Genomic DNA, 26,278 nt, shown 5'->3' with positions numbered 1-26,278 from the left:
CCGAGTGCAACGGCCGCGCCGGCCATGGCGGCCGTGGCGGCATCGCGCGGGGCAGGTGCGTAGGTCAGCAGGAACAGGCCGCCGGCGAGCGTCTCGACCCACTCCCCCGTGAACGAAAGCGGATACGTCACGAGGAGTGTGATCGCCAGGGCGAACCATGGGACAGCAGCAATGCGCGGCGACGTGGCGCCGACACGCTCCAGCAGCTCGCGGCCGCGCCGGCTCAGCGACAGGAGCGGAAGCAGGATGCCGAAGCCGGCCAGGGCGAGGACCAGCACCGTCTTCGGCTGTCCGAAGATGTCGGCGAAGTTGTGGAGCGTGAGCTCCTGCTGGTAATTGTGCTCCAGGAACGGAGCAGGCGGTGTGAGTCCCAGCAGGCGCTGCCCCCAGCTGAACTCCTCGCCCGCGACAAAGATGCAGAAGAGACCAACGAGAGCGTCGAAAGTGCGACGGTGACGAACGGCACGGCGCAGCGCGAACACGCCGGCAACGGCGAACAGCGGCACCGTCCACCACTCGATGAACCGGTCCTCCTGAAGCAGCGACTCGTAGCGCTCCGGCGTCTCGATTCCGAGCAGCACCATGCCCACGGCCCACAGGGCCAGAAGCACGTGCGCCGTCACCGGCAAGGGTGACGGCGCCAGCGCCGCTACGTTCGTCGAGGCTTGCGACGCCGCATCATGTTCGAGCGTCGTACCGGAATCGTTCATCGTTCACCGTCAGCTTCGGCTTGCGGTGGCGTCAGTTGACGCGCCCCGACGCACGGCCCGCGCCGTTGTTGCGGGGGCGGGAGTCATAGCGTCCATCCCGCCGCATGCGATCCGAGTCGCGACGCATGCGATCGAGATCCCTGTGCAGCTCCTGGTGTCGACGGTCCCACTCGCGCGACCCCTTGTAGCGGTCGTTGCGGCGGTGCCAGTCGTCATGGATCCGGTCGATCTGCCGGTCGCGGTCACGCGTGCGGCCGAGCAGGACATCGCGGGCAGTAGTCGGATATCGATTGCGGGCGCGATCACGATCCCGGTCGCGGTCCCGATCCGGATAACGGTCCCACACGCTGCGGTTGCGGCGCCGATCGCTGTCCGAATCGGAATCCGAATCGCTGTCGCGGCCATCGCGGCTGTCCCGGCGCACATCGCTGCGGGTCCACACGGACGAGGGCACACGCTGGGCTTCGGCAGCCGTCCCGCTGAGGACGAAGAAACCGACCGCGAGGAGAGTGGGGCGAAGCAGAGACATCGTTCGACTCCTGAGCTGCAGACATCGTGTGCGCGTAAGGCGGCATCCGCGCGCGCACATCTGCCGGACAGGAGAAGTCAATCGTCGTACCACGATTGCATTCATCGAAACCCGTTGGCCCGATGCGCTTCGTGGAGTATCGTGGACACAGCGGCGTCCCTCGCAGAGCACACGTCCCTGTGTGCAAATCAGGACACTCGTCCCCGAGAACCCATCGGAGCCGACGTTCGACTATCGGATCCGCCGGAACACCGCCAGCAGCAGGGACAGGTCAATTGAAAACGGAAGCGCCTTCCCCGGCATCGGGCGAAGGCGCTTCCCTGCAGCACTGAAGCGAACGGTACTACATCCGGCCCGTCCTCAGGCCGGCACCGGAATCAGCCGCACTCCGAGTAGCCGCACGCGAGGCACTTGACGCAGCCTTCCATGAACTGCAGCCCGCTCTTGCACTCGGGGCACGTGCCGATGAACGTCTCGCCCGGGTCATAGCCACCCAGGTCGAACGATTCCTGCGGCGCGGCAGAACTACCTGCCGATGGCGCGGCGGGCGCGGGTGAGCTGACCGGCCGCGGCATCGGCAGTTCCTGCTGCACACCTTCCCGCTCCTGCATGTGCTGGGCGATCGCCTGCGCGATCGCGTCCGGCACGGACAGCACCTTGTTCGGCCCGATCCCGACGGCGCGGTCGCACGAGATGCCGCGCAGCTGCATGTGGATGTCGGCGAGCGAGATCCCCGAGCGCAGGCCGAGCGAGATCAGGCGGCCGATCGCCTCGACGTCCGCCATCGCGGCACCGCCGGCCTTGCCCAGCGTCGCGAACACCTCGAACGGCCGGGCATGCTCGTCCTCGTTCACCGTGACATACAGGTCACCGAGCGGCGAGGGCATGCGCCGCGTGGAGCCGCGGAGCACCGCCGGGCGCGTGCGCTTGATGCGACGCTTCTGGTTGCGCGCTTCCTCTTCCGCCAGCTCGTGGCGCAGCCCCTCGATGTTGTGCTGCAGCCGGTGGATCGTCTCGCGTGCGTCCGCGAGCTGCGCCTCGAGGTCGGAGACGGCCGGCGACGTCGCCGCGGAGGGCGCTGCAGTACCACTCACCTCCTTCGCCGTCTTGCCTGTCGACAGCACCTGCTGCGGACGCGAGGCGTCGCGGTAGACGGTCACGCCCTTGCAGCCCAGCTCGTACGCCATCAGGTAGATCTCGCGCACGTCCTCTTCCGTCGACTCGCGCTTGAAGTTGCACGTCTTGCTGATCGCGCTGTCGACCCACTCCTGGAAGGCCGCCTGCGTGCGGATGTGCCACTCCGGCGTCACGTCGTGCGCGGTCACGAACACGCGCTGCACCTCGGCCGGCACCTCGTCGAAGTGGATGTGCCCCTCCTCGGCGATGCGACGCATCAGGTCCTCGGAGTACCAGCCGCCTTCCTTTGCCGCCGCGACGAAGTCACGGTTCACGTCCGGCATCAGCGCGCCCGCCTGGTTGCGCATGAACGCAACCGCGAACAGCGGCTCGATGCCGCCCGAGCAGTCGGCGAAGATCGAGATCGTGCCCGTCGGTGCGACGGTGGTCACGTTGCAGTTGCGCAGGCGGCGCATCGGCCGGACACGGTTGCCCTGCGCGTCGCGTGCGCACGTCGCGTCGGGGCCCCAGATGCTGCGCTCCCACTCGGGGAACGTGCCGCGGTTCTCCGCCAGCTTCTCCGATGCGCGCTTGGACTCCTCGTCCACGAAGCGCATCAGCTCGTTCGCGACCCGGATGCCCTCCTCGCTGTTGTACTGCACGCCCACGCGCACCAGCAGGTCCGCGTAGCCCATCACACCCAGGCCGATGCGGCGGATGCGCTGCGCCAGGTCCGTGATCTCCGGCAGCGGGTAGTTGTTCGCGTCGATCACGTTGTCGAGGAAGTGCGTCGACATGTGGATCACGTGACGCATCGCGTCCCAGTCGATCCGGTCCGACCACGACGCGTTCGCCGGCGCATCGCTCTTCACGAACGCGCCGACATTCACGCTGCCCAGGTTGCACACGTCGTACGGCAGCAGCGGCTGCTCGCCGCACGGGTTGGTCGCCTCGTAGCTGCCCAGGTGCGGCACCGGGTTGTAGCGGTTCGCCGCATCGATGAAGAACACGCCCGGCTCACCGGTCGCCCACGCACCATGAACGATCAGGTCGAAGATCTCGCGCGCATCCTCCTCGCCCACGACCTCGCCGTTGCGCGGCGAGAGCAGCTCGTACTTCGAGCCCGCCCTGACCGCCTCCATGAACTCGTTCGTCACGGCCACGGAGATGTTGAAGTTCGTCACCTGCGTCACGTCCAGCTTGCAGGTGATGAACTCGCGGATGTCCGGATGGTCCACGCGCAGAATGCCCATGTTCGCGCCACGACGCGTGCCGCCCTGCTTCACGACCTCCGTCGACGCGTCATACAGCTTCATGAACGACACCGGGCCCGACGCGACGCCCATCGTCGACTTCACGACGTCGTTGGACGGACGCAGCCGCGAAAACGCGAAGCCGGTGCCGCCACCCGACTGGTGCACCAGCGCCATGGAGCGCAGCGTGTCGTAGATGCCGTCCTTGCCGTTCGACAGCGCGTCCTCGACAGGCAGCACGAAGCACGCGCTCAGCTGGCCGAGCGGACGGCCCGCGTTCATCAGCGTGGGCGAGTTCGGCTCGAACAGGCGCTGCGTCATCAGCCGGTAGAACTCGCGCGCCAGCGTCTCGACCGCACCCTCGCTCGCGCCATACTTCCGATCCTCCTCCGCGATCACGCGCGCGACACGCCAGAACATCTGCTCCGGCTCCTCCACCGGACGGCCCCGCTCATCCTTCTTCAGGTAGCGGCGCTTCAGCACGATGCGCGCGTTCTCCGAGAGATCGGCCGGCGGGAGATCGTCCGGCAGCACGTCGGCCGCCGCGAGGGGATTCGGGCTCGGGCTCATGAGGCAGTTCTCCAGCAATAAAAAAGAAACGAGGGGCACTGGCGCCCCGGGTCATCAGGATCAGCGCGTCAAGCCGCAGGTCAGCGCCGCGAAAGTCGCGGTCACCACAATATGTCGTGGGGCGTCCACGTTAGCACCCCATACCATGGGGGTCAAGCGGAAACTTTTGCACATTTGTTGATACCCCGGAAGGCACGCCGGGATGCGTGATTTTCGCGTTTTGCACGGGCGTTGTGGACAGGTCTGTGGAGAGGTCGGCGGTCCACCGTGGCGGGGCGGATTCGGGCTGGGCCGCTTTAACCCGCACCCGCCCTGGCGAACGCCGGCTATCGGGTCAGCGCTTCTTCTCCTGCTCGCGCCGCTCCTCGCGGTTGCGCGGCTCGTGCTCCTCGCGATCGGCCGCCTCGCGCTTCTGCGTTTCGCGGTTGAACGCGGCTTCGCGCGGGTTCAGCGGCTCCTCGCTCTGGATGTCCTGCTGTTTGTCGAGTGTCTCGTTGCGACGCAGGGTCTTGTAGTCCGTCGCGCGCCCCTCGCCCGGGGCGATCTGGTGCTGATCGGGTCGCTTGCCGCCCATGATGCTCCTCCTGCTGCAGTTGATACTCCAGCAGCATCCGGTACAGGAAGCGTGCCGCGCACGTTGTCACAGGATCAGAATGCGTGACCGAACCGCAGATAGAACGCGACGCCGTCGCCAGGTCCCTGCACGGGAACCGCCGCACCGAGCCGCGTGCGCAGGGAGCCGTAGCCGAAGAAGCCGAGATCCAGGCTCAGTTCCGCGCCGCCGGACAGCAGTGGTGAGCCGGGACTCGTGCGCATGCAGCGGAGGTACCGTCCGGCGATGTCATCGGAGCACCATGCGTCGCCTGCATCCGCGAAGACGGATCCGCTCACGCGATCGACAAAGACGGGCAGCAACCTGACGCCACGGCCGACGGCGGCAATCGGAAAGCGGTACTCGGCGCTGGCGGTCCAGGCGCTGGTACCGGCGCGCACACCGCGGGCAAACCCGCGCACGGGCAGCAGCAGTGTGCCCGGTCCGACACCCAGGTCGATGGGTGCGGCGAGGAGGATGCCACTGGCGCCGCCGATGGAGGATGGTGTGGCCCCGTTGCCGCTGCGGTGCAGCCCGCTGGCGCGCACCCCGAGCACGTGTCGTGAGAACCCGGGCAGGTCGAGGGACCGGTAGAGCGCGTTGTGCGTGGTGATCTCGGTGTAGCTCGCGTCGCGGACGTCGGGTGAGCGGTCCCAGCGTCGCCGACCGGTGAGCGAGAGGGATACGCCGTCCTCGAGCGAGATGGAGAACGGCTGAGCCCGGGACGTGGCAAGCCCTGCGCTGGCGACGATGCCGGCGAGGTCGTCGGACCGATCGACGAGCGTGGCGCCGAGCCCGTCCTCGATGGTGCGGCTGCGGCGTACGAGCTCGCCACCGATGGTCGCGCTCACCGCGCGCCGCGCGCGCTGTCGCACGAACGAGAGTCGGGCGAGGAGCGCGTCCTCGCGTTCGACCACGGGCCGGATCAGCGACGTGTCCTGCGGCAGGCGCACGAAGCCGATGCGGTCCCAGTCGCGGGTGACGCCTGCTGTCAGCACCGGGTTGCGGAAGCCTGCGTACGACCAGGCCACCTCACCGGCGGTTCGCCCGCTGGACGTTGCAACGGACAGTGCCGCGCTCCATGCGTTCTTTCCGACGACGTCCGTGCCGTAGGAGGAGGCGCCGACGAACGTGCCGACGTCCTCCTGGCTCCAGGCGAGCGGCAGCCAGTAGTAGGGCCGGAGTGTGGGCCACGGGCTGTACGTATCCTCCCCGAGCACGGCCGTATCGGCGGCGACGGCGATCGCATCGAACATCGTCGCCCGCGAGCCGTCCTTGCTGTCGTTCCAGCGCTGTCGCGCATCCTGGGCACTGACGGCAGGCCTGCCTGGCTCGATCGCCGATGCAGGCGCAACGCGCCACGTGTCGGGCTCGAAGGGAATGCGGACGACATGGAAGCCGTCCGCGTGATACTCGCTGTACACGATGGCGCTGCCGTCCGGCGCCACGTCGGGCTCGTACGCGGCACCGAGCACGCTGGTCACCTGAAGGATGGGCGCGTCCGGCCGGTGCAGGTCCGCCGCCAGGAGGTTGGCGATACCGGACCGGTCGGAGCTGAACAGGAGCCATCTGCCGTCGGGCGAGAACGTCGCCCCCATGTCCAGCGCGGCGTCGCCTGTGATCTCGCGCAGCACGTTGCCGTCCGTGTCGAGCAGCACGACCTGGTAGACGCCACCGCTGCTGCGCGACACTGCGATCCTGCTGCCGTCGGGCGAGAAGCGCGGCAGGGCCCACTGCACGTGCGACGCCGGCGGTACGATCGTGCGCCGGGCAAGGATGCGTCCGGCGGCGTAGTCGAGAAGCACGATGCTGGTGCTGCCTCCCTCGTTGGCGACGGCCACGATTCGGCGCCCGTCGCGCGATACGTCGGGGTGCTGCAGCCGTTCACCGCGCGTCAGCCGCTGCTCCCGTCCGCGCTCGTCGATCCGGTACAGATCGGAGTACAGGCGCGCCGCGTCCTGCCATTCGAGCTGTGACGTGATGATGCTGCCGTCCGGCAGCCACGCGAGCGACGCGAGACTGTTGCGGCGAGTTGCAGCGAGCTGGCGACCGGTATGTGCATCGATGATGCGCGTCTGTGCGACGGTGCGGCCGTCCGCGGCTGCGTAGGCAATGCGACGGCCATCGGGCGAGAAGCGCGGATGCGCTGCGCGGTAGCCGTCCGCGGTCAGTACGGCCGCGCGGGTGAGACCGTCGCGCCGGAGGGAGTCCGCGAGGGCGGTGTACTCCGTACGCAGCGAGTCGAGCCAGGCGTCGTAGAGCCTCGTGAACGTCTGCCCGGTAGTCGCACGGGGAATCCGATCGAAGAAGAGGGCCGGTGGCAGCCAGGCGTCCGCAGTCTCGTTCACGAGCATGGACGGCACGGAGTCGCCGTACGTGCGCGTGATCCAGTCGAGGAAGAGCGATCCGTAGATGTAGACACGCTCGTTGCCGGGCCAGATCGGCGTGGAGCCGCTTACGCGGTCGATCGGATCGGGCGCACCGGCCAGCACGGCCGTGCGGACCACGGCGTCGTGCCAGGTGCCATGGATGCGGCCGAACCCGGTCAACGCCGACTCGACCTGCACGGCGAGTCCCTCGATCGACCAGAGCGGCGTCCCCAGCGCCGGGAACACGGGCCAGGTGAACGGCACGCGCCCGAAGACCGTGCGCAGCACACGACCGAGTGGACCGTGCGCGTCCAGGTGGAAGGCGTGGGCAAGCTCGTGCGTGATGACGAGGTCCACCCAGTCGTGATTGAACGCGAGCGATGGCGTTTCGACCGGCGGCCTGGCGTAGATCCAGATGCGGTTCGACGGCAGCGGCGTGGTGATGCCGTTGGAAACGTCGCGGTCGTCGGCAATGACGATGTCGATCGGCAGCCCGGGCGGGCTCGTGAGCGTGCGTGACAGGATCGCAAAGGTGATCTCCGCACGTCCGGCGGCATGCCGCGCCAGTGCTTCGAGGCCGTCCTGGTACGTGACGCGAAAGTGCGACGTCGTGAGCGTGCGGTACGTGGCGCCGGGATCCACCTGCGCCACCGCGGGTGCGCCTCCGGCCAGGGAGAGCGCACAGCAGCTCAGTGCAGCAAGCGCGGCTCGTCGCAACCGCAGCATGGCTCGGCTGCTACTGCGCGACGGCCCGTTCGCGCAGGAACGACTCGAGCGCGCGCAGGTGCGCTTCGGCAATGCGACGATGCACGTCCGGGTTCCGCAATGCAGCCTCCTGTTGCGGGATCATCAGAAACATCGTCTCGCTGAGCACCGCAGGCATCCATGTCGGCCGGACAAGGGCGAGGTCGGCGCGGCCGATCCCGATGTCGCGCAGCCGCAGCTCATCCAGCAATTCGCGCTGCACGTGCTGTGCGAGCTGTGCAGAGCGTGGATGGAAGTAGTAGACGCTGGTGCCGTTGTTCTCGAAGGGGTTGACGCCGTCCGGGAACGCATTGTTGTGAATCGACACGAGCACGTGCGCGTTGGAGTCGGCGGCCATCTGCGGACGGGCGCCCAGAGCCACGGCCGCCGTGTCCGGGCGGATCATGATGACGTGCGCGCCCGCCTGCTCGAGCATCGGCCGCAGTGCCTGCGCGATCCACAGGTTCGCGTCCGCCTCCTTCAGCCGCGTCGGGCCGGTCGCGCCCGCCGGCGGATGACCGGCGTCCACCGCGATGCGCAGGCCGCGCAGCGGCCGGTCCGGATCGATCGGCGGCGGACGTCGCACGCGCACGACCAGGTCGCCATTGGACGCGCGGTACGACTCGTACCCCCACACAGGCTGCGCCAGGTGCAGCGTGATGCGGTAGATGTCGTCGTCCGGCTGGCTCCACTCGGCACGCCGGATCAGCGGATCTAGCTGTCCGTACTGGAAGAAGTTCGACGTGCTGGTCGCGCCGTACACGTCGATCGTGAGCGTGTGGTCGGACTCGTCCACCCGGAACGGCAGGGCCTCCGCCATCGGGACGTGCACGTCGATCGCGTCGTGGCGGTGCACCATCCGCACGCCACCGATCGTCGCGAACGGCGCTGGCGTGCCCGCAGGCAGCAGCCGCACGTCAGCTGCCGGCACCCATGCGGAAAGCGTCTCCGTCAGCCGCGCGCGCAGCATGTCACCGCGCTGCTCGACGATCTGCAGGCGCGTGCCGTGCGGCCAGAACCAGTGGAACGGCCCCGACGTGTGCGGCCGCCCGCGGACCTCCCAGTCCGGGCCCGCCTCGAGCGGGCCGCTCGCCACCGCGACGCGCGGCATCACGGGATCCAGCACTCGCAGGTTCAGCCGAAGCGGTGAGCGCACCGTGTCGGCGCCAACGATCAGCTCGAAGTACGCATCACCTGCGACGTCGTTGGCTGCCGGCGCAGCCGCGACCGCCGGTGCGCCCGCGACGGGCTCGCCGAGCACCGCAGCACGCGCCACGTCCGGCGCCTGCCCGGCATCAGGCTCCACGACACCCTGCCCCGCACGCGCGCCCACGCCGCCGATGAGCGGCTGTGCGATGCTGGTGTCGCCGCTCGCCAGAGGTCGCGGCACGAGCACGCCCTCGTAGCGCGACCACGGCGCGGCCTGCAGCGTGCCCGCGGCAGGATCGGCGACAAAGTTGCGATCGCCGCTGTCGCGCGTTCCGGTCACCTCGTGCAGCGCCACGCGCGCCCCGCCCGGAAGCACCAGCCACGCATGCCCGCCGCGTGTCCCCCGGAACCCGACCTCGATCGCCTGGTCCGGCTGTACTGCCCAGGCGCCGCCCGGATACGTGCTCCCCGCAACGATCGCTGCACCGCCGGTGCGCACGTCCGGCTGCGGCACCTGCACGCTGAGCTGCAGGCTCGCGGTCGCCCCGTCCTTCAGCGCCTCAAGGCGGTAGACCCCCTCGCGCGGGACCGGGAGAAACGCGAGAAAAGCGCCGTTCGGTGCGACATCGACGGCGGTACCGTTGATCGTGAGGCGTGTCCGGCCGCTGCCGGTGCTGCCGAAGACGAAGGTGGAGTCGGTTGCGACAGTCTGGCCTTCGACGGGATAGACGACGTCGAGCGCGAGCGCGCCGTCGACGACAGGGACCGGGGGCAGCGCATTGACGCGTTCGCCCGCGACCGTGTCAGGCGTTCCAGGTAGCTCGCCGGCACCGGGACGCGTGGTTGGGGCTGATGCGCATGCGGCCAGCGCAGCGACCAGCACGCATGCGAGTACAGAATTCACCACAGAGAACACGGAGCGCACAGACATCATTGCCGGAAGGAGGGACGCGCCGGAATCCATCTCGAATCTCATTTGCGAATCGCTCCTCGCGTGTTGGACGCGCGCAGTTCTGTCAGTGCCAACAGCAGCGCGACCGCTGTTGTTCCCCATCTTTCCGGATGTCACGCCACGTCGGTCCGTTCTCAGTGCTCTCGGTGCGCTCCGTGGTAGAAATAACCCTCACGACGGATGCGTCGGCGCCTCGGCGGTCGGCGGCGCGATCTGCGTTGCACCGAGCTTCTTCAGCCAGACCAGCCCCACCACCAGCATGATCGTCATCATGATCGCCGTGCCCCAGCGCAGCAGCAGGACGCCGCCCACGGCGAACATCGCGCCGAAGAGGATCAGCACGCCGGCGAGTACACGCTGGATGTCGGAGGCGAGGTCCTGTGCGGGTGCGATGCCGGTGCGCTCACGCTGACGTGCCCAGCCGGGGCCGCCGGGGCGGACGCGCGTATAGAACGCGTCCAGCTTCTCATCGTTCTCCGGCTTCGTCAGCAGCATGACGGGCACCCAGATCAGCAGGGTGATTCCGGCGGTAACCATCAGGCGGAGTCCGAAGTCGTCGATGACGAGCGAGTAGATCGGGTTCTCCACGGAGGTGAGGAAGCCGACGATGAAGCCCGCGACCATGGAGGCCAGCTCCGCCCACGCGTTGATTCGCCACCAGTACCAGCGCAGGATGAGCACGAGACCGGGCCCGGTGCCGATGGCCAGGATGAGACGGTAGACGGTCGCGATCGACTGGGACTGGAACGCGGCGAAGCCCGCGATGATCAGCACGATGACGGACGCGACGCGCGCGGCGAACACCAGCTCCTTCTGCGAGGCGTGCGGCCGCATGAAGCGCGCGTACAGGTCGTTGGTCATGTAGCTCGCGCTCCAGTTGATGAGCGTGGACATCGTGCTCATGAACGCGGCGAGCAGGGACGCGACGACCAGTCCGAGCAGGCCTGCCGGCAGGAAGTCGAGCATCAGCATCGGGTAGCCGAGCTCGGGGTCTTCGAGGTCCGGGTACAGCGCCAGCGCGACCAGTGCGACCAGGATCCAGGGCCAGGTGCGCACGACGTAGTGCATGATGTTGAAGAACCAGGCCGCCTTCTCCGCGTCCTTCTCTGTCTTCACTGACGAGATGCGCTGGATGAATTCGCCGCCGCCGTCCGAGCGGCGGAACGCCCACCATAGCACCGTTACGTACGCGAAGAACGTCGTGGCCGTAATGCCCGCGGTTCGCGACCAGCTGATGAGCGTATCACCACCGAAGTGGAACGGCGTGAAGGAGAGCGCGTCGAACTCGGTATTGGCCTGCGCGAGACGCACGACGTCGTCCAGCCCTCCCACGTGCGCCACTGCCGCCCAGGCCACGATGATCGCGCCGATGAGCGCGAGGAAGAACTGGAAGAAGTCGGTCGCGACCACGCCCCACAGACCGGCGGCACCCGCGTAGACCAGCACGAACACGCTGATCAAAATGATCGCCCAGAGCTTGCCGTTGTCACCCAGGTCGAGGCCGAGCGACGGAAAGATCTGGAGCGCATCGACGACCTTGACCATGGCGAGCATCGCGTAGCCGGCGCCGATCGAGCCGATCACGACGGCGAACAGGAAGCCCTTGACCGCACGCAGCGTGGCGGCGGGCGTGCCGCCGTAGCGAAGTTCCGTCAGCTCGTTGTCGGTGATGATCTCGGCGCGGCGCCACAGGCGCGCGAACATGTAGATCATGATCACGTGGGCGATGCCGTACGCCCACCACTCCCAGTTGCCGGCGATGCCGCGCGTGCCGACGACGCCGGCGACGTAGAGCGGGGTGTCGATGGAGAAGGTCGTGGCGGCCATGGAAGTGCCGGCCAGCCACCAGGAGATGCCGCGGCCGCCCACGAAGAAGTCCGCGAGTGAGCCGGAGGCGCGCCGGCTCAGCCAGATACCGAGCGCCAGTGTGCCGAGCATGTAGACGAGCACGACGGCCCAGTCGATTCCGATCATCCGCTATCCCCTCCCGGCTCCGCTGCGGAACGTGCCTGCGGTCGGGCGCAGGCAGAGGCAAGGCGTATGCCTTGCAGGTTCGCTGCAGGCAACGGCCTCGGCATCGGCCATTGGCGGCTGCGACTGAACGACTCGGCGCTATCCGGCCAGTGCGGCGTCGACCTCGGCGAGCTCCTGCGCGCTCAGCTGCCAGCGCGTGGCGGCCGCATTCGCCCTGACCTGCTCGGGCCGGGTCGCGCCGGCGATCACGCTCGCAACCTCGCCCCGGTGCAGCAGCCAGGCGAACGCGAGCTCGAGCAGCGTGTGGCCCCGGGCCTGCGCAAAGGCGCTCAGTCGCTCCACGCGCGCCAGGTTCGCTTCGGTGTAATGCGTGTCGAGCCAGCCGCTCGTGATCCGCGTGTTCTCCGGCAGCGGCCGGCCCACCCGGTACTTGCCCGTCAGCAGCCCGCTCGCGAGCGGGAAGAACGGCAGCAGCGCGAGCTGGTAGCGCGCGCACGCGTCCAGCACGCCATCCTGCTCGGGCTCCCGCACGAGCAGGCTGTACTCGTTCTGCACGCTGACGAAGCGCGCACCACCGGACGCACGCGCGGTGGACTCCGCCTCCTCGATCTGCTGTGCCGAGAAATTGGAGCAGCCGATCGCGCGCACCTTGCCCGCGCCCACCAGCTCATCGAGCGCGCCCAGCGTCTCGGCGATCGGCACCTCCGGGTGCGGCTCGTGGATCTGGTACAGGTCGATGTGGTCGACGCCGAGCCGGCGCAGGCTGGCATCCACGGCCTGCCGGATGTACGCGGCGGTCGCACTCGCCGGCGCGTCGCCGACCGGCTTGCCGAACTTGGTTGCGATCAGGGCCTCGTGGCGCCGGCCGCGCAGTGCGCGCCCGAGATACTCCTCGCTCCTGCCGGCCGAGTAGCGGTCCGCGGTATCGAAGAAGCTGATGCCGGCATCGAGGGCTGCGTGCACGACGCGCTCCGTCTGCGCCGCATCGAGGCGCTTGCCGAAGTTGTTGCACCCGAGGCCGACGACGGAGACCTCGAGCGGGCCGATCCTGCGCGTGTCCATGCTGGAGCTACTCGGCTGTGCGACGGTAGGACGCGTCGCAGATCTCGAAGTTGATCGGCCCGCTGCCCGGCTCCCGCTCCGTCCCCGCGAGTGCGTTCTCGCGGATGCCGAAGAGCGCGGTGCCCGTCGGGCCTGTCGCGTCCAGGATGCAGAAGGCATCCGGCCGGCGCGTGAGCACGGGCACGAGGTAGTTCTGCGCCAGTGCGCCCAGCTCGTCGAACAGCAGGTAGCGCGCCCCGATCGAGTCTGCAAAGGAAAAGAACTGCTGCGGGTCCGGCGTGAACGGGTACGTCATGCTGTAGGTGCGGCCACCGCTCAGGGCATGGGTGAGCCGTGGCTTGCGACTGAGGACGACCGCACCGTCCGGCAGCAGCTCCGGCAGGCGTTCGGACTGCGCGAAGTAGTTCTGCCACGGCTGCGGCAGGCACGGATAGCGTGCACCCGCTGCGTATGCGTCCTGGCACTGCCGGCCGATGCGCACGGCGACCGCCGCCGAGGGCAGCTGCAGCAGCATGATGACCACGACGGCCGCCGCGCCCGCGCTGAACGCCAGCGGCGCACGCAGTCGCTTCGCGAGATGCACCAGCGCGTCGCCCGCAAAGAACAGGATCACGCCGTACACGGGCAGCAGGAACCGGTCACCGGCCCACACGGCCGGCCAGATCAGGATCACGCCCATGTAGAGCGGCAGCACGAGCTCCCCCGGACGGAGGCGACGCCACGCCGCCACGCGCCAGGCCCAGCCGCCGAGCGCGAGCATCGTCACCGCGACGGAGAGCAGCAGGCCGGTCGACCCCGCTCTGCCGGTCAGCAGGAAAGGAAGGTGCGTCGTGACGTACGCGACGAGGTTCTCGCCAATGCGCGGAAACAGATCGAGCACGCCGATCGTGCCCGCGGCAGGATCGTACGGGTTGCGCATCCACAGCTCGCCCGTGTAGTCGATGCCGCCCGCGCTCCGCGCGCGGAGCACCCACCACGCGGCCAGCGGCACCGCGATCCCGGCCAGCAGTGCGAGCTGCTTCCAGCGCCGGCGCCACGCCAGCCAGAGCCCGGCCGCGAGCAGCAGCGGCAGTCCCGCGGAGCGTGTGAAGTAGGCGAGGACGAGGACGAGGATCGCCAGCAGGGCGCGCCCGCCGAGCCGGTGGCGCGGTGCCGTCTCGACCGCCCAGAGCGCCAGCATGGTGAGTCCCCAGAACGGCACGTCGGAGAGCACCCAGTGGTTCTGCAGCAGGATGCCGGGTGAGAGCGCGACGATGGTACCGACACCGGTCGCGAGCAGCGGCCGTCCGCGCGCGCGGATCCACAGGAACGTGAATGCGACGCCCATGACGCTGAACGCGATGACGATCAGCTTGAGTCCGATCCACGGCTGTATGCCGATCGCCATGGCAGCGGCAAGCAGCAGCGGAAACACCGGCGGATACTTCGTGTGGATCGGCTCCGCCGGGTCCCACAGTTCCAGGTATGCGCCGCGCTCGAGCAGTGAACGGGCGAGGCTGATGTAGCCGGCGTTGTCGCCGCCGGTGTGTGGCGTGGGATCGAGTGCAAGCAGTGACAGGAGTGCATGCACGACGCCGAGCGCGACGAGGATGGAGGTCGCGTGCCGGTGCGCGGCGCTGCGGAAGCGATCAGCGGCGCGCACGCGCTGCGGATCGGACCGGGCGCCCGCTTCGCTGCGCGGCGCACGCGAGGGCTGCTGGCGGCGCCGCTCCTGGCGCTGGCTCATCGACCGGGCGTAAGACTGCCGAGCACGCGCGCACCGGCGGCGCCCGTGGCCTCGGGCACGTTGCCGGGCAGGCCGTTCAGATGGGCCCACGCGAGCGCGGCGAATGCGAGCGCCTCCTTGGCATCGGGGTCGACGCCGAGCACGCTGCCGTCGTGCACGGGCACCGGGGCGAGTTCCTCGCGCAGCAGCCGCATGAGCAACGGGTTGCGCGCGCCACCGCCGGTCACCACCACCTCGTCGTAGTCGAGCGGCTTGACCCACCGTTCGATTGCATCGGAGATCGTGCGCGCGGTGAACACGGTCAGCGTCGCGATGAGATCGCACCAGTCGGCATGCGACTCCGGCGGCCGACGCTCGACGATGCGCTGCACGAACGGGCGACCGAACACCTCGCGCCCCGTCGACTTGGGCGGCTCCGCATCCAGGAAGGGGTGCGCGAGCAGCTCCTCGAGCAGCGCATCATCCACGCTGCCGCTGTTCGCAAGCTCGGCATCGCGGTCGAACGACTGTCCGCCGCTGGTCGCGAGCTCGGCCGCGGCATCGATCAGTGCATTGCCGGGGCCGGTGTCGAACGCGAGCAATGCTTCGTCACTGCCCTGCGGCGGCACGCGCGTCAGGTTCGCCATGCCGCCGATGTTCTGCAGCACGCGCGCACGCCCGGGCACCGAGAAGAGCTGCCGGTCGAGCCACGGCACCAGAGGTGCACCCTGTCCTCCCGCCGCCATGTCGCGCGCACGGAAGTCGCTCACCACGCTGATGCCGGTGCGCTCCGCGATCGTTGCAGGGTCGCCGAGCTGCAGCGTCGCGCCGCGTCGCTCCGCCGTCGGCGGCTCATGCCATACCGTCTGGCCGTGCGAGCCGATCACGTGCACCTGGTCCGGTCGAACCCCGGCGGCGCGACACACCTCGAGCGCGGCATCCGCCAGCCACTCGCCGAGCTGCGCGTGCAGCATGCAGATGCCGGGCGCACCGCCGTGCATGATCGCGTCGTGGATCTGCGTGCGCTGCCCCTCGCGGAACGGCACGCTCACGAACGCCTCGATTTCCCAGTGCAGGGCGTCGGGCGGGCCCGTGAAGCGCACCAGCGCCGCATCGATACCATCCAGCGACGTGCCCGACATCAGGCCGATCGCGCGCAGCCCGTCAGGCACCGAGGTCTCCGACGACGCTCGCGATCACGCCGCCCGCGTCCTGCAGGCGCTGGCGCGCCTCGTCGCGATCCACGTCCAGGCTGCCCATCACGATCGCCGTCTTCACGTGTCCGCCCGCACGCTCGAGCAGGTCCGCGGCATGGCCGCGCTCCACGCCCAGTGTCTCCACCAGGATGCGCTGGCCACGGTCGCGCAGTTTCTCACACGTGACCTGCAGGTCCACCATCAGGTTGCCGTACACCTTGCCGAGCCGGACCATCGCCGACGTGGTGATCGTGTTCAGCACCATCTTGGTCGCGGTGCCCGCCTTCATGCGCGTCGAGCCGGTGATGACCTCGGGACCGACCAGCGGCGCGATGACGACGTCGTGCGTCGCGATCAGCTCCTGCGATGGATAGGTGCACAGCAGAAAGCCGGTGCGCGCACCCAGCTCCCGTGCGCGACGCAGCGCGCCGTGCACGTACGGTGTCGTGCCGGACGTCGCGATGCCGAGCACGAAGTCGCCCGCGCGCACGCCGCGCTCGTCCATCACTGCCGCACCATCCGCGGGGTTGTCCTCGGCGCCTTCCTGTGCGCGCACCAGCGCGGCATACCCGCCGGCAATGATGCCCTGCACCATCTCCGGGTCGGTGCCGTACGTGGGCGGCATCTCGGACGCGTCGAGCACGCCGAGGCGGCCGGACGTGCCGGCGCCCACATAGAAAAGTCGACCGCCGTTCTGGAAGCAGTCGACCACGATATCCACCGCGCGCGCGATCGCGGCGCGCTCCTCCCCGACCGCCTCGGCGACCATGCGGTCCTCCGCGTTGATCAGGTCGACGATTTCGATCGTCGAGAGCTGATCGATACGCATGCTGCGCGGATTCCGCTGCTCCGTCAGCCGCGGGTCGAGCTGTTTTCTATCAGCCACCTGGGACCTTGCCCCCTCTACGAATCCCGACCAGATTGCGCGACCAATCTTACCGTGGACGGGCCGCCATGACCACCCTGCTCGAGCACGCCACCACGCTCCAGCCGAAGCTGACCGGGCTCCGGCGCGATCTGCACCGCCATCCCGAGCTGGGCTTCCGCGAAACACGGACCGCGGCAACCGCCGCCCGGCTCGTCGAGGAGCTCGGCTACACCGTGCGGACCGGCGTCGGACGGACGGGCATCGTGGCGGAGCTGGCCAACGGCAACGGACCGACCGTCGCCCTGCGCGCGGACATGGACGCGCTGCCGATGCAGGAGGAGAACGACGTCGAGTACCGCTCGACCATCGATGGCGTCATGCACGCGTGCGGACACGACGCGCACGTCGCCATGCTGGCGGGCGCCGCCGAGATCCTCGCCCGGCAGCAGGAGCGCAGGGAGCTGCCTGCCGGTACCGTGCGCCTGCTCTTTCAGCCGTCCGAAGAGATGTCCGATGCGGAGAACCGCAGTGGCGCGATGCGCATGGTCGAGGACGGCGCGATGCAGGGTGTCGACGCGGTCTTCGGCCTGCACGTCGGCGCGCACCTGCCGTTCGGCCGCTGCTTCATGCGCGCCGGGCCGTACATGGCCGGCTCCGTCACGCTGCGCGCGACTGTCCACGGGCAGAGCGCACACGCCGGCCGCCCTCACGAAGGCGTCGATGCCATCGTCCTCGCCGCGCACGCCATTCTTGCCGTCCAGAACGCGGTGGCGCGTCGCATTCCGCCCGGCGCGGCGGCCGTCGTCCACATCGGTCGGATCAGCGGCGGCGACGCGGAAAACATCCTGGCCGCGCGCGTCGACATGAGCGGCACGATCCGGTACTTCGACAGCGACGTGCGCGATGTCCTGGAGCGCGAGATCACGCGCGCGTTCGACGTGGTGAACGCACTGGGCGGGCGCGGGAAGGTCGAGTTCCGCGACGGCTACCCGCCGGTGCTGAACGACGAGGCCATGACCGCGCTCGCACGCGAGGCCGTAGCGAGTGCGCTCGGTGCGGACGCCGTGGGCGAGCAGGAGCCCTCCATGCCGTCCGAGGATTTCGCGGTGCTGCTCGAGCATGCGCCCGGCACGTTCTTCTGGCTCGGCGCGGCACTGGAGCGGCCGCGCGAGCACCACAGCCCGGACTTCGACATCGACGAGCGCGTGCTGCCGCTCGGCGCGACGGCGCTCGCCGCCTGCGCGATCGAGCGGCTGCGACGCGGATGAGATTCACGGATCGGAGGTTCACTTGAAGCGCAGTCCCGCACAGCAGGACGACCACCGGAGAGGCGCGGTCTTCTCACGCAGAGGTTTCCCGGGCACCGGCGCACTCCGGCACATGCTGACGCATGTGTCTGCATCCGCCGCAATTCTGCTCGCCGCCTGTGCCCCCTTTGCCGAAGCGCCGCCGACACCGCCGACGGAGGTGACGCAGGCGGTTCCCGACGAGTGGCGCTTCGCGCTCGATGCGACGCCCGCCGTCGCCGAACGCGGCATGGTGACCAGCGATGCGCCGCTCGCGACCGATGCGGGCGTGCGCATCCTGCGCGAGGGCGGCAACGCGGTCGACGCCGCGGTTGCTACCGCGTTCGCACTCGCGGTCGTCTACCCCGAGGCAGGCAACCTCGGCGGCGGCGGCTTCATGGTCACGCGCCTGGCCGACGGCACGACGGCGTCGCTCGACTTCCGGGAAAAGGCGCCGCTCGCCGCCACGCGCGACATGTACCTGGACGCGCAGGGCAACACGACGGACCGATCGGTGGTCGGATACCTGGCGTCCGGCGTACCGGGCGCGGTCGCCGGACTGTATGCCGCACACGAACGCTTCGGCAGCATGCCCTGGGAGGACGTGGTAGCACCGGCGATCCGCCTCGCCGAAGAGGGCTTCATCGTGGACGCGGAGCTGGCCGGATCCATTGCGGGAGCGGCCGAGCGGCTCGGACAGTTCGAGGGATCACGCACGCTGTTCCTGCCGGGCGGGACGCCGATCGCCGAGGGTACGCGCTGGCGCATTCCGGAACTCGCGGCAACACTGCGCCGCATCGCGGAGCACGGGCCGGCCGGTTTCTACGAGGGTGAGACAGCCGATCTGATCGTCGCCGAGATGCAGCGCGGTGGCGGGATCATCACGCACGAGGACCTGCGGCGCTACGAGGCGAAGTGGCGCGACCCCGTCGTCTTCCTCTACCGCGGCCACACGGTCATCTCCATGCCACCGCCCAGCTCGGGCGGCCTCACGCTCGCGCTGATCGCGAACATCCTCGAGGGCTACGACCTGCGTGCGCTCGGCTGGCATTCGCCCGAGTCGCTGCATTACACCGCCGAGGCGATGCGCCGCGCATTCGCCGATCGCAACCACTACCTGGGCGACCCCGACTTCGTCGACGTACCGCGGCCACAGTTCCTCTCGGAGCAGTACGCGTCGCAGCTCCGCAGCCAGATCACGCCGCGGCGCGCCACGCCCTCCGCCGACGTGCGTCCCGGCTCGCTTCACTTCGACGAGCCCGAGCACACGACGCATTTCTCCGTCGTCGACGAGGACGGCAACGCGGTCGCGCTCACGACCACGATCAATGACCTCTACGGCTCCGGCGTCACCGTGAGCGGCGCCGGGTTCGTCCTGAACGACGAGATGGACGACTTCACGTCCAAGCCGGGCGAGCCGAACATGTTCGGTCTCGTGCAGGGCGAGGCGAACGCGATCGAGCCGGAAAAGCGGATGCTGTCGGCGATGACGCCTACGATCGTGCTCGAGCCCGAGACCAACCGCCCGGTCATCCTCGCCGGCGCCCGCGGCGGCCCCCGCATCATTACCGCGACCTGGCAGGTCATCTCCAACATGATCGACCACGACATGGACGTGACCACCGCCGTCGCCGCGCCCCGCATCCATCACCAGCACCTCCCGGACGTGCTGCGCTACGAGACCGGCGGCTTCACGCCGGACGTGCTGAGCACGCTGCAGCGCTACGGCCACGAGCTGGAGGAGATCGGCGGCATCGGCACCTCACCGGCGCTGCTGCGCCTGGATGGCCGCTGGCGCGGGGCGTTCGATCCGCGGACGGGAGGAAAGGCAGCTGGCTACTGATCCCCTTTTCTTCTAACCACCGAGGGCACTGAGAACACGGAGTTTCTTCACCGCGGAGGCGCCGAGGCGCGGAGAACGACGCTGAGGGGTTCCGCGTTTCTGGCGGGCCCCCGGTACGGCAAACACTTTTTGTAGTTGCTGCGCCGGCCGCCCGATCAGCCTGAATCAGCAGGCGCGTCGTTATTCCGGGAAATGCAAACCAGAAGCGGGATCCTGAATCGGACGCAGGGGTTGCGTTACTCGAAGAACACTCAGCGTCGTTCTCAGCGACCTCCGCGCTCTCAGCGGTAAAATTGAAGTTCCCGTGGAAACGCTTCGACATGAAGAAGGGTGCTGCCCATGTGGACAGCACCCTTCGTATTCCCGCGGCACAGGCTCAGTGCCCTCTGTGCGCTCTGTGGTAGAAGCAGTTGGTAGACGAAGTCCGAGACGTCAGGTCCGCCGCACCTCGACCGGCGCGTCCAGCCGGATCACCATCCGCGAGCCCGCGGGCAGCACTGCATCGACGTCCGCCGTGCCCATGGCGATCGCGGTACCGGCCGCGGCGCCGATGACCGCGCCCTTGATCGTCGAGCTGGTGCTCTTGCCGAGCACGCGACCCAGCACCGCACCTGCGGCGGCACCACCTGCGGCCTTGGCGACCTGCTCACTCGTGGGCGTGCGGTTGCGGCGCTCCGGGTTTGCCTCGACCACGGTGGCCTGCAGCGGGTAGCTGCGGCCGTTGAAACTGACCGCCTCGAACGCAACCGTGATCACCGCCGTCTCACCGACACGGCCGGACTTCGCGGACTTGGTCACGCGACCACGCACCGTGGCGCCGGCCGGGATTGCGACGTCGCCGTTCGCGTCCAGGATCGGCTCCGACAGCGTGGCGGTAAAGCCGTCACCCGCCTGGTTGCGCTCCGTCGACAGCTCCTCGTTCAGGCTGAGCGCGAACGTCGTACCCGCCTGCACGGTGGCCGTGGTCGGCCGGGGAGCCGGACGCGGCGCGGGCGCCGGCGTGTTGTTGGACGGCGCCGGACGCGGCGTCGACGCACGCGGTGCCTCGGGCCGAGGCGTCGCCGGCGCGGGCGCCGCCGCCTCGGGCACCGTGTCCATCGACTGGGCGGTGTCCTGGAACGTGCCGTCGAGCGTATCTCCCTGCAGCGCCAGGTCCAGCTCGCGCTCGAGCTCGTCCTGCTCCAGCGCGGCCCGCTCGTCTCCGTTGTCGCCGCACGCTGCCGGCAGCATCGCCAGCGGAATCATCAGGGCCAGCGCGGCCCAGCGGTTCGTACGCGGCATGAGCGTTCTCCTGAATAAAGTGCCGGAGCGCTTGATTGCGTTCGCTCCGTTCCCTACCGTCTCGGTATTCTGTCGTTTGACGCTCGGAGTAGGTGCAACCGATATGCCATGCCCGGGGTGCCCCGCGCGCCCGTGCCGTACCGTAGAAATCCGCGTCCCGCCGCGCTTTTCACTGATTCGACTCCCTTCATCGAGTGTGCGGGTGTGCACTCCGTGGGACCTCGGGCGACCTGAATGAAGGACACTCCCAGGACCGGCTCGATCCGCAGCTACCAGGCAATGCTGCCGTATGCCCGCCCCTACACGGGCGGGATCATCGCCGGGATCCTGCTGATCGTCGTGGCCGCGGGGTTTGCCGCGCTGGTGCCGTGGATGGTCGGCCGCAGCATCGACGTTCTCGGCGAGGCGGACATCACGACCGGCGGGGTCGCGCTGCACGCGCTCGGCATCATCGCCATCGCGGCGGTGGGCGGGGTCGCCCGCTTCGGCATGCGCCAGCTTCTCAACGGCATCAGCCGTCGCATGGAGACCGACCTGCGCGACGAGCTCTTCGATCACCTGCTGCGCCTGGACGCCGGTTTCTACGCCGGAGTGCGCACGGGCGACCTGATGAGCCGCGCGACCAACGACACGAATGCCGTGCGCATGGCGATCGGGCCGGGCATCATGTACATGGTGAACACGGTCGTAGCGACGGCGTTCTCGCTGACGTTCATGCTGCGTTACGACGTCCGGCTCACCCTCGTTGCCCTGCTGCCCCTGGTACTTCTCGGGCCGGTCATGCTCTACTTCTCGCGGCGGCTGCACGCGGGGTGGGAAGCGGTGCAGGAGCACTTCGGCGTCGTGCAGACGATGGTGCAGGAGAACCTGAGCGGTGTCCGCATCGTGCGCGCATACGGGCAGGAGAGTGCGCAGGAGCGTGAGTTCGACGAGCTGAACGCGGGCTACCTCGAGAAGAACATGGTGCTGGCGCGCATCTCCGCGGTCTTCCACCCGACGCTGTCGGCGCTGACCGGGGTCGGCATGCTGGTCGTGTTCTGGTACGGCGGCACGCTGGTGATGCGCGGCGCGATGTCCGCCGGCGACTTCATCGCGTTCGGCATCTACCTCGCCATGCTGATCTGGCCGATGATCGCGATCGGCTGGGTCACCAACCTGTTCCAGCGCGGTGCCGCAGCGCTGACCCGCATCCAGTCGGTCCTGCTGCGCCAGCCGGACGTGCAGGATCCCGCCGAGCCTGCCCTGCTGCACCCGGTGCGAGGCGGCATCGAGTTCCGCAACGTGACGTTCCGCTACCCGAAGTCGGAGCGCCTGGTGCTGGAGGACGTCAGCCTGCGCATCGAGCCGGGGCAGACGGCGGCGCTGGTCGGGCCGACCGGCTCGGGCAAGTCGACGGTCGTGGCGCTGCTCACGCGCCGCTACGATCCGACGAGCGGTGTCGTGCTGCTCGACGGCGTGCCGCTGCCGGAGCTCTCGCTGTCGCAGCTGCGCGACGCGATCGGCGTCGTGCCGCAGGATACGTTCGTATTCTCGGAAACGATCGCGCAGAACATCGCGCTCGGCCTGCCGCGCGAGGAGGGCACGGACGACGCGCCGTCCACCCCGCTGCTCGCGGACGTCGATGCCGAGCGCCTCGATCGTCGCATCGAGGAGGCCGCGCGGGTCGCACGGCTGACGGAGACGATTGCCTCGTTCCCGCACGGCTTCGCGACGCGGCTCGGCGAGCGCGGCGTCAACCTGTCCGGCGGCCAGCGCCAGCGCGCAACACTGGCGCGGGCACTGGCGCGCGACCCGGCCGTGCTCGTGCTCGACGACGCGCTCTCGGCCGTCGATACGCACACGGAAACGCAGATCCTGGAGGCGCTGCGCGACGTCGTACGTGCGCGCACCGCGCTCATCATCAGTCATCGGGTGAGCGCGGTCATGCACGCCGACCGGATCTTCGTGCTGGACGACGGCCGGATCGTCGAGGAGGGAACGCACGGGGAGCTGATCGCGCGCAACGGCCTGTATGCGCAGCTGCTGCACCGCCAGCTTCTGGCCGAAGAGCTGGAGGATACGCCGCTTGCCGCTGCCGAGGGGGATGTCTAGCTTCAGCCGCAATGACTGAATCCCCCAGTTCGATCCTCCTGGTCGAAGATGATCCCCTGCTCCGCCAGGCGTTCCGGCTGCTGCTCGAGGACGCCGGCTACCGGGTGCAGGAGGCGGGCACGGCGGCCGAAGCGCTGGAAACCGTTGGGGCAGAGCCACCGGATCTGGTGCTGCTCGACCTCGGCCTGCCGGACAGGCCGGGGCTCGACGTCGCGCGCGAGGTGTCGGGCAGTCCGGCGACGGCGCACATCCCGATCGTCGCCCTGACTGGCCGTGTCGGCGCCGCCGAGCAGCGCGCGTGCATGGAAGCGGGCTGCACGCAGTACCTCACCAAGCCGGTCGAGCCGCGCGAGCTGCTGCGCCGGCTCCCCGCCCTGCTTGCCGGAAACGACACGCCGGCCTGAGCGCCGGGCTTCCTCACAGGAACCCGGCCGCCCTGCCGGCGGGTACGCACGTCAGGCCGAGGGACTAGATCCGCTCGAGCAGGAACTCCGGCGTGAGTCGCACGAAGTAGGTCGAGAGCCAGGTGAACGTGCCGCTCACCAGCAGCAGCCCGACGAACACCAGCACGCCGCCGGACACCTTCTCCAGCGTGGGAATCCACCCGCGCAGCTTCCGACTCGCCTCGAGGAACATCCCGGTCGCGAGAGCTGCCAGCAGGAACGGAACGGCCAGGCCGGCAGCATAGCCGCCGAGCAGGAGCATGCCGGATCCGAGCGTCTCGCGCGCGGCTGCATACGTGAGCAGCGCTCCGAGCACGGGCCCGATGCACGGTGTCCAGCCGGCGCCGAAGACGAGCCCGGTCGCGTACGCGCCGAGGCGGCCGGCCGGTCGGTCCTTGATCTGCATGCGGCGCTCGCGCATCAGCGGCGTGAGCCGGAACACGCCGAGCAGGTGGAGCCCGAACAGGATGATGAGCACGCCGCCGATCCGGCTGATCCAGTCCTGGTAGCGCAGCAGGAGCTGCCCGAGGAACGTCGCGGACGCGCCCAGCAGCAGGAAGATCGTCGCGAAACCCGCGACGAAGAACAGGGCTGGCACGAGGACTGCGCTTCGGCGGGGGTCCCCCTTCAAATCATCCAGGGACATCCCGGTAATGAAGCCGAGGTAGCCCGGCACCAGCGGCAGTACGCATGGCGAGAGAAATGAAAGTACGCCCGCGAAGAATGCGACGGCGAACGACACCGATTCCATGTCGGCTCCAGATCGATTGAAGCGGCTGCGCCGCGCTCTGTACCGCCTGTATTACCGCGTCAAGTATTTTCCGTTCGCTGCGGAGCGGCGGGCTGGCAAGGACGCGGACAGCGCAGCGCGCGAACAGCGCGGGTTCATCGTCGTGCAGATCGACGCGCTGGCGCATGATGACTTCCAGCGTGCGCTCGAGCAAGGGTACTGCCCCCGGCTCAGGCGGCTGATCGAGCGCGACGGCTGGGAGGTGCGCCGCTACCCGGCGGGCCTGCCGAGCGCCACCCCCGCGGCCCAGGGCGCGATCTTCTACGGGACCAAGGACAACATCCCGGCCTTCCGCTGGTACGAGAAGCGTGACCGGCGCGTGATCCTCGGCTCGCGGCCGGCGGACGTGCAGCACGTCCGCGACCGGCTGCCGCAGGACGGGATCCTCAACGGCGGCACCAGCTACGTCAACATCTACGACGGCGGCGCCGACCGTTCGTACTTCACGCTTTCGGCCAAGACGCCGCGCCGCTTCCTGGAGAACATCGGGGGCGGCCGGCTCTTCCTGCTGACCCTGACGCACCCGATCCGCACGACGCGCATGGTCCTCGCCTCGGCCTGGGAGTACCTGCAGGAGGAATGGAACCGGCTGGTCAGCCAGGCGAAGGGCGAGGCGACGCACTACTGGTGGTACCTGCCGTTCCTGCACATCGGCAGCAACGTGGTGCTGCGCGAGCTGCAGACGATGGCCGTGCTGCTGGACATCTACAATGGTGTGCCGGCGATCTACACCACGTACAACGTCTACGACGAGTTCGCACACCATTTCGGTCCGCAGTCCAGGCCCGCATACGCATGCCTGCGGGCGCTCGACCGCCGCATTGGCGAGATCCTGAAGATGCTGCGTCGGGTGCCTGGCAGGCCGTACGACCTCTACATCCTGAGCGACCACGGACAGACGCCGTCGACTCCCTACCGCGTCGAGTATGGGGAGACGCTGGGCGAGACGATCGACAACGCGGTCGAGCATGGCGTGCTGGTGATGGCCGGCACCGGCGACTACGCCCCCGAGTCGCGCGAGGTGATGGACTTCCTGGTGCAGGAGCTGGAGGAGGTCTCGCAGACGTCGAGCATGCCGGTGCGGCGGGGTGGCCAGCGGCTCGGCCGCTGGCTGCGCAGTCAGTACGGCGTGTTCCCGCTGGTCGCGGAGGTGGTGCGCGCAGACGAGCGCATGGTGGTCACGTACTCGTCGTCGCTTGCGCACCTGTACTGGACGGAGCCGGAGCGGCCGCTCTCGTTCGACGAGATCCGCGGCGAGCCGGAACGCCGCGCGCTGTACTACTTCCTCGTCGCACATGGTGGCATCGGTCTCGTCGTCACGCGGATGCTGGACGGCGCGCACGTCGAATCGCTGACCGGTCGCGCGCTGATCACGCCCAGCGGCGAGGTCGAGGTGCTGGCGGGTGATGATCCGCTGGCCGACTATGCGCCGACGGTCGTGGAGCGGCGCGCGCTCGCGCAGCTGGTGCAGTACGACAACGCCGGCGACCTGGTGCTCGTCGGCGCCTATGACCCCGAACGTGATCGTTGCATCTGCTTCGACGACCAGGTCGGTGCACACGGCGCGATCGGCGGCCGGCAGTTCTGGCCGTTCATCATGAGCCCGCGCGGGCTGATCCCCGCGCGCTTTCCGATCGACGACCCGCTCGACCTGCACCTGCTCTTCCGTCGCTATCGCGAGGAGCCGGAGCTCGGGCTGCTCGAATTCATCGAGCGGGAAAAGCGGGTCACCGCCCGGCCGTAACACACACCGCG

General features: G+C 69.0%; 18 protein-coding genes. 5 read left to right on the top strand and 13 right to left on the bottom strand.

All coding sequences use genetic code 11. The features are described from left to right. From VFU06_02005 to murQ, 11 genes are all read right to left on the bottom strand, one after another. Positions 1-710, bottom strand: a 710-nt coding sequence (locus VFU06_02005; protein HEU5208159.1) for a hypothetical protein, incomplete at its 3' end; no start/stop codon positions are given. Positions 711-741: 31 nt separating this feature from the next. Next, positions 742-1,239, bottom strand: a complete 498-nt coding sequence (locus tag VFU06_02000) for a hypothetical protein (GenBank protein ID HEU5208158.1) — start codon at positions 1,237-1,239, stop codon at positions 742-744. Between the two features lie 377 nt (positions 1,240-1,616). Beyond that, the gene (locus tag VFU06_01995) at positions 1,617-4,178 is read right to left on the bottom strand and encodes a vitamin B12-dependent ribonucleotide reductase (protein HEU5208157.1); all 2,562 of its coding nucleotides are present in this window, start codon (positions 4,176-4,178) and stop codon (positions 1,617-1,619) included. Between the two features lie 334 nt (positions 4,179-4,512). Continuing rightward, positions 4,513-4,752: a hypothetical protein gene (locus tag VFU06_01990; protein ID HEU5208156.1), complete on the bottom strand. Its 240-nt coding sequence runs from the start codon at positions 4,750-4,752 to the stop codon at positions 4,513-4,515. 74 nt (positions 4,753-4,826) lie between these two features. After that, positions 4,827-7,865 (bottom strand): hypothetical protein, encoded by a 3,039-nt coding sequence (locus tag VFU06_01985; GenBank protein HEU5208155.1) that lies wholly within the window; start codon positions 7,863-7,865, stop codon positions 4,827-4,829. A 10-nt stretch (positions 7,866-7,875) separates the two neighbouring features. After that, positions 7,876-9,939 carry an N-acetylmuramoyl-L-alanine amidase gene (locus tag VFU06_01980; GenBank protein HEU5208154.1) on the bottom strand — a complete coding sequence of 688 codons (2,064 nt, stop codon included), beginning with the start codon at positions 9,937-9,939 and terminating at the stop codon, positions 7,876-7,878. Between the two features lie 216 nt (positions 9,940-10,155). Next, on the bottom strand, positions 10,156-11,958 hold the full coding sequence (locus VFU06_01975; GenBank protein ID HEU5208153.1) for a sodium:solute symporter family protein: 1,803 nt from the start codon (positions 11,956-11,958) through the stop codon (positions 10,156-10,158). 138 nt (positions 11,959-12,096) lie between these two features. Continuing rightward, positions 12,097-13,020, bottom strand: coding sequence for an aldo/keto reductase (locus VFU06_01970; protein ID HEU5208152.1), 924 nt, complete (start codon positions 13,018-13,020; stop codon positions 12,097-12,099). A 7-nt stretch (positions 13,021-13,027) separates the two neighbouring features. Beyond that, the gene (locus VFU06_01965; protein HEU5208151.1) at positions 13,028-14,746 is read right to left on the bottom strand and encodes a hypothetical protein; all 1,719 of its coding nucleotides are present in this window, start codon (positions 14,744-14,746) and stop codon (positions 13,028-13,030) included. After that, the gene (locus tag VFU06_01960) at positions 14,743-15,897 is read right to left on the bottom strand and encodes an anhydro-N-acetylmuramic acid kinase (protein HEU5208150.1); all 1,155 of its coding nucleotides are present in this window, start codon (positions 15,895-15,897) and stop codon (positions 14,743-14,745) included. Before VFU06_01960 ends, VFU06_01965 begins: the two co-directional genes overlap by 4 nt. Next, positions 15,890-16,807 (bottom strand): N-acetylmuramic acid 6-phosphate etherase, encoded by a 918-nt coding sequence (gene murQ, locus VFU06_01955; GenBank protein HEU5208149.1) that lies wholly within the window; start codon positions 16,805-16,807, stop codon positions 15,890-15,892. Before murQ ends, VFU06_01960 begins: the two co-directional genes overlap by 8 nt. Positions 16,808-16,875: 68 nt before the next feature. Between murQ and VFU06_01950 the strand changes: the two genes are divergently transcribed. Then, complete coding sequence (locus VFU06_01950) at positions 16,876-18,057, top strand: M20 family metallopeptidase (GenBank protein ID HEU5208148.1); 1,182 nt, start codon at positions 16,876-16,878, stop codon at positions 18,055-18,057. A 22-nt stretch (positions 18,058-18,079) separates the two neighbouring features. Further along, positions 18,080-19,918, top strand: coding sequence for a gamma-glutamyltransferase (gene ggt / locus VFU06_01945; protein ID HEU5208147.1), 1,839 nt, complete (start codon positions 18,080-18,082; stop codon positions 19,916-19,918). A 432-nt stretch (positions 19,919-20,350) separates the two neighbouring features. Here ggt and VFU06_01940 read toward each other — a convergent pair whose 3' ends face one another. Further along, positions 20,351-21,199: a hypothetical protein gene (locus VFU06_01940; protein HEU5208146.1), complete on the bottom strand. Its 849-nt coding sequence runs from the start codon at positions 21,197-21,199 to the stop codon at positions 20,351-20,353. A gap of 234 nt (positions 21,200-21,433) precedes the next feature. On the opposite strand from VFU06_01940, the gene VFU06_01935 reads away from it, so the two are divergent. Further along, positions 21,434-23,290 (top strand): ABC transporter ATP-binding protein, encoded by a 1,857-nt coding sequence (locus tag VFU06_01935; protein ID HEU5208145.1) that lies wholly within the window; start codon positions 21,434-21,436, stop codon positions 23,288-23,290. Positions 23,291-23,301: 11 nt separating this feature from the next. Beyond that, the gene (locus tag VFU06_01930; protein HEU5208144.1) at positions 23,302-23,694 is read left to right on the top strand and encodes a response regulator; all 393 of its coding nucleotides are present in this window, start codon (positions 23,302-23,304) and stop codon (positions 23,692-23,694) included. Between the two features lie 64 nt (positions 23,695-23,758). Here the strand turns inward: VFU06_01930 and VFU06_01925 are convergent, their stop codons facing one another. Beyond that, positions 23,759-24,484, bottom strand: coding sequence for a cytochrome c biogenesis protein CcdA (locus VFU06_01925; protein HEU5208143.1), 726 nt, complete (start codon positions 24,482-24,484; stop codon positions 23,759-23,761). 16 nt (positions 24,485-24,500) lie between these two features. Between VFU06_01925 and VFU06_01920 the strand changes: the two genes are divergently transcribed. Then, entirely contained in the window at positions 24,501-26,267 is a 1,767-nt protein-coding gene (locus tag VFU06_01920) for an alkaline phosphatase family protein (GenBank protein HEU5208142.1), read from the top strand. Positions 26,268-26,278: the final 11 nt, after the last annotated feature.

This window comes from Longimicrobiales bacterium (assembly GCA_035764935.1).
Taxonomy (GTDB): domain Bacteria; phylum Gemmatimonadota; class Gemmatimonadetes; order Longimicrobiales; family RSA9; genus DASTYK01.
This window is presented reverse-complemented; position numbering and strand designations above follow the sequence as displayed.

What these genes read in the sequence shown, in the direction of transcription:
- VFU06_01985 (HEU5208155.1), bottom strand. Translation starts at nt 7,865, where the DNA reads ATGCTGCGGTTGCGACGAGCCGCGCTTGCTGCACTGAGCTGCTGTGCG.
- VFU06_01975 (HEU5208153.1), bottom strand. Translation starts at nt 11,958, where the DNA reads ATGATCGGAATCGACTGGGCCGTCGTGCTCGTCTACATGCTCGGCACA.
- VFU06_01970 (HEU5208152.1), bottom strand. Translation starts at nt 13,020, where the DNA reads ATGGACACGCGCAGGATCGGCCCGCTCGAGGTCTCCGTCGTCGGCCTC.
- VFU06_01995 (HEU5208157.1), bottom strand. Translation starts at nt 4,178, where the DNA reads ATGAGCCCGAGCCCGAATCCCCTCGCGGCGGCCGACGTGCTGCCGGAC.
- VFU06_02000 (HEU5208158.1), bottom strand. Translation starts at nt 1,239, where the DNA reads ATGTCTCTGCTTCGCCCCACTCTCCTCGCGGTCGGTTTCTTCGTCCTC.
- VFU06_01935 (HEU5208145.1), top strand. Translation starts at nt 21,434, where the DNA reads ATGAAGGACACTCCCAGGACCGGCTCGATCCGCAGCTACCAGGCAATG.
- VFU06_01925 (HEU5208143.1), bottom strand. Translation starts at nt 24,484, where the DNA reads ATGGAATCGGTGTCGTTCGCCGTCGCATTCTTCGCGGGCGTACTTTCA.
- VFU06_01990 (HEU5208156.1), bottom strand. Translation starts at nt 4,752, where the DNA reads ATGGGCGGCAAGCGACCCGATCAGCACCAGATCGCCCCGGGCGAGGGG.
- VFU06_01940 (HEU5208146.1), bottom strand. Translation starts at nt 21,199, where the DNA reads ATGCCGCGTACGAACCGCTGGGCCGCGCTGGCCCTGATGATTCCGCTG.
- VFU06_01930 (HEU5208144.1), top strand. Translation starts at nt 23,302, where the DNA reads ATGACTGAATCCCCCAGTTCGATCCTCCTGGTCGAAGATGATCCCCTG.
- VFU06_01950 (HEU5208148.1), top strand. Translation starts at nt 16,876, where the DNA reads ATGACCACCCTGCTCGAGCACGCCACCACGCTCCAGCCGAAGCTGACC.
- VFU06_01965 (HEU5208151.1), bottom strand. Translation starts at nt 14,746, where the DNA reads ATGAGCCAGCGCCAGGAGCGGCGCCGCCAGCAGCCCTCGCGTGCGCCG.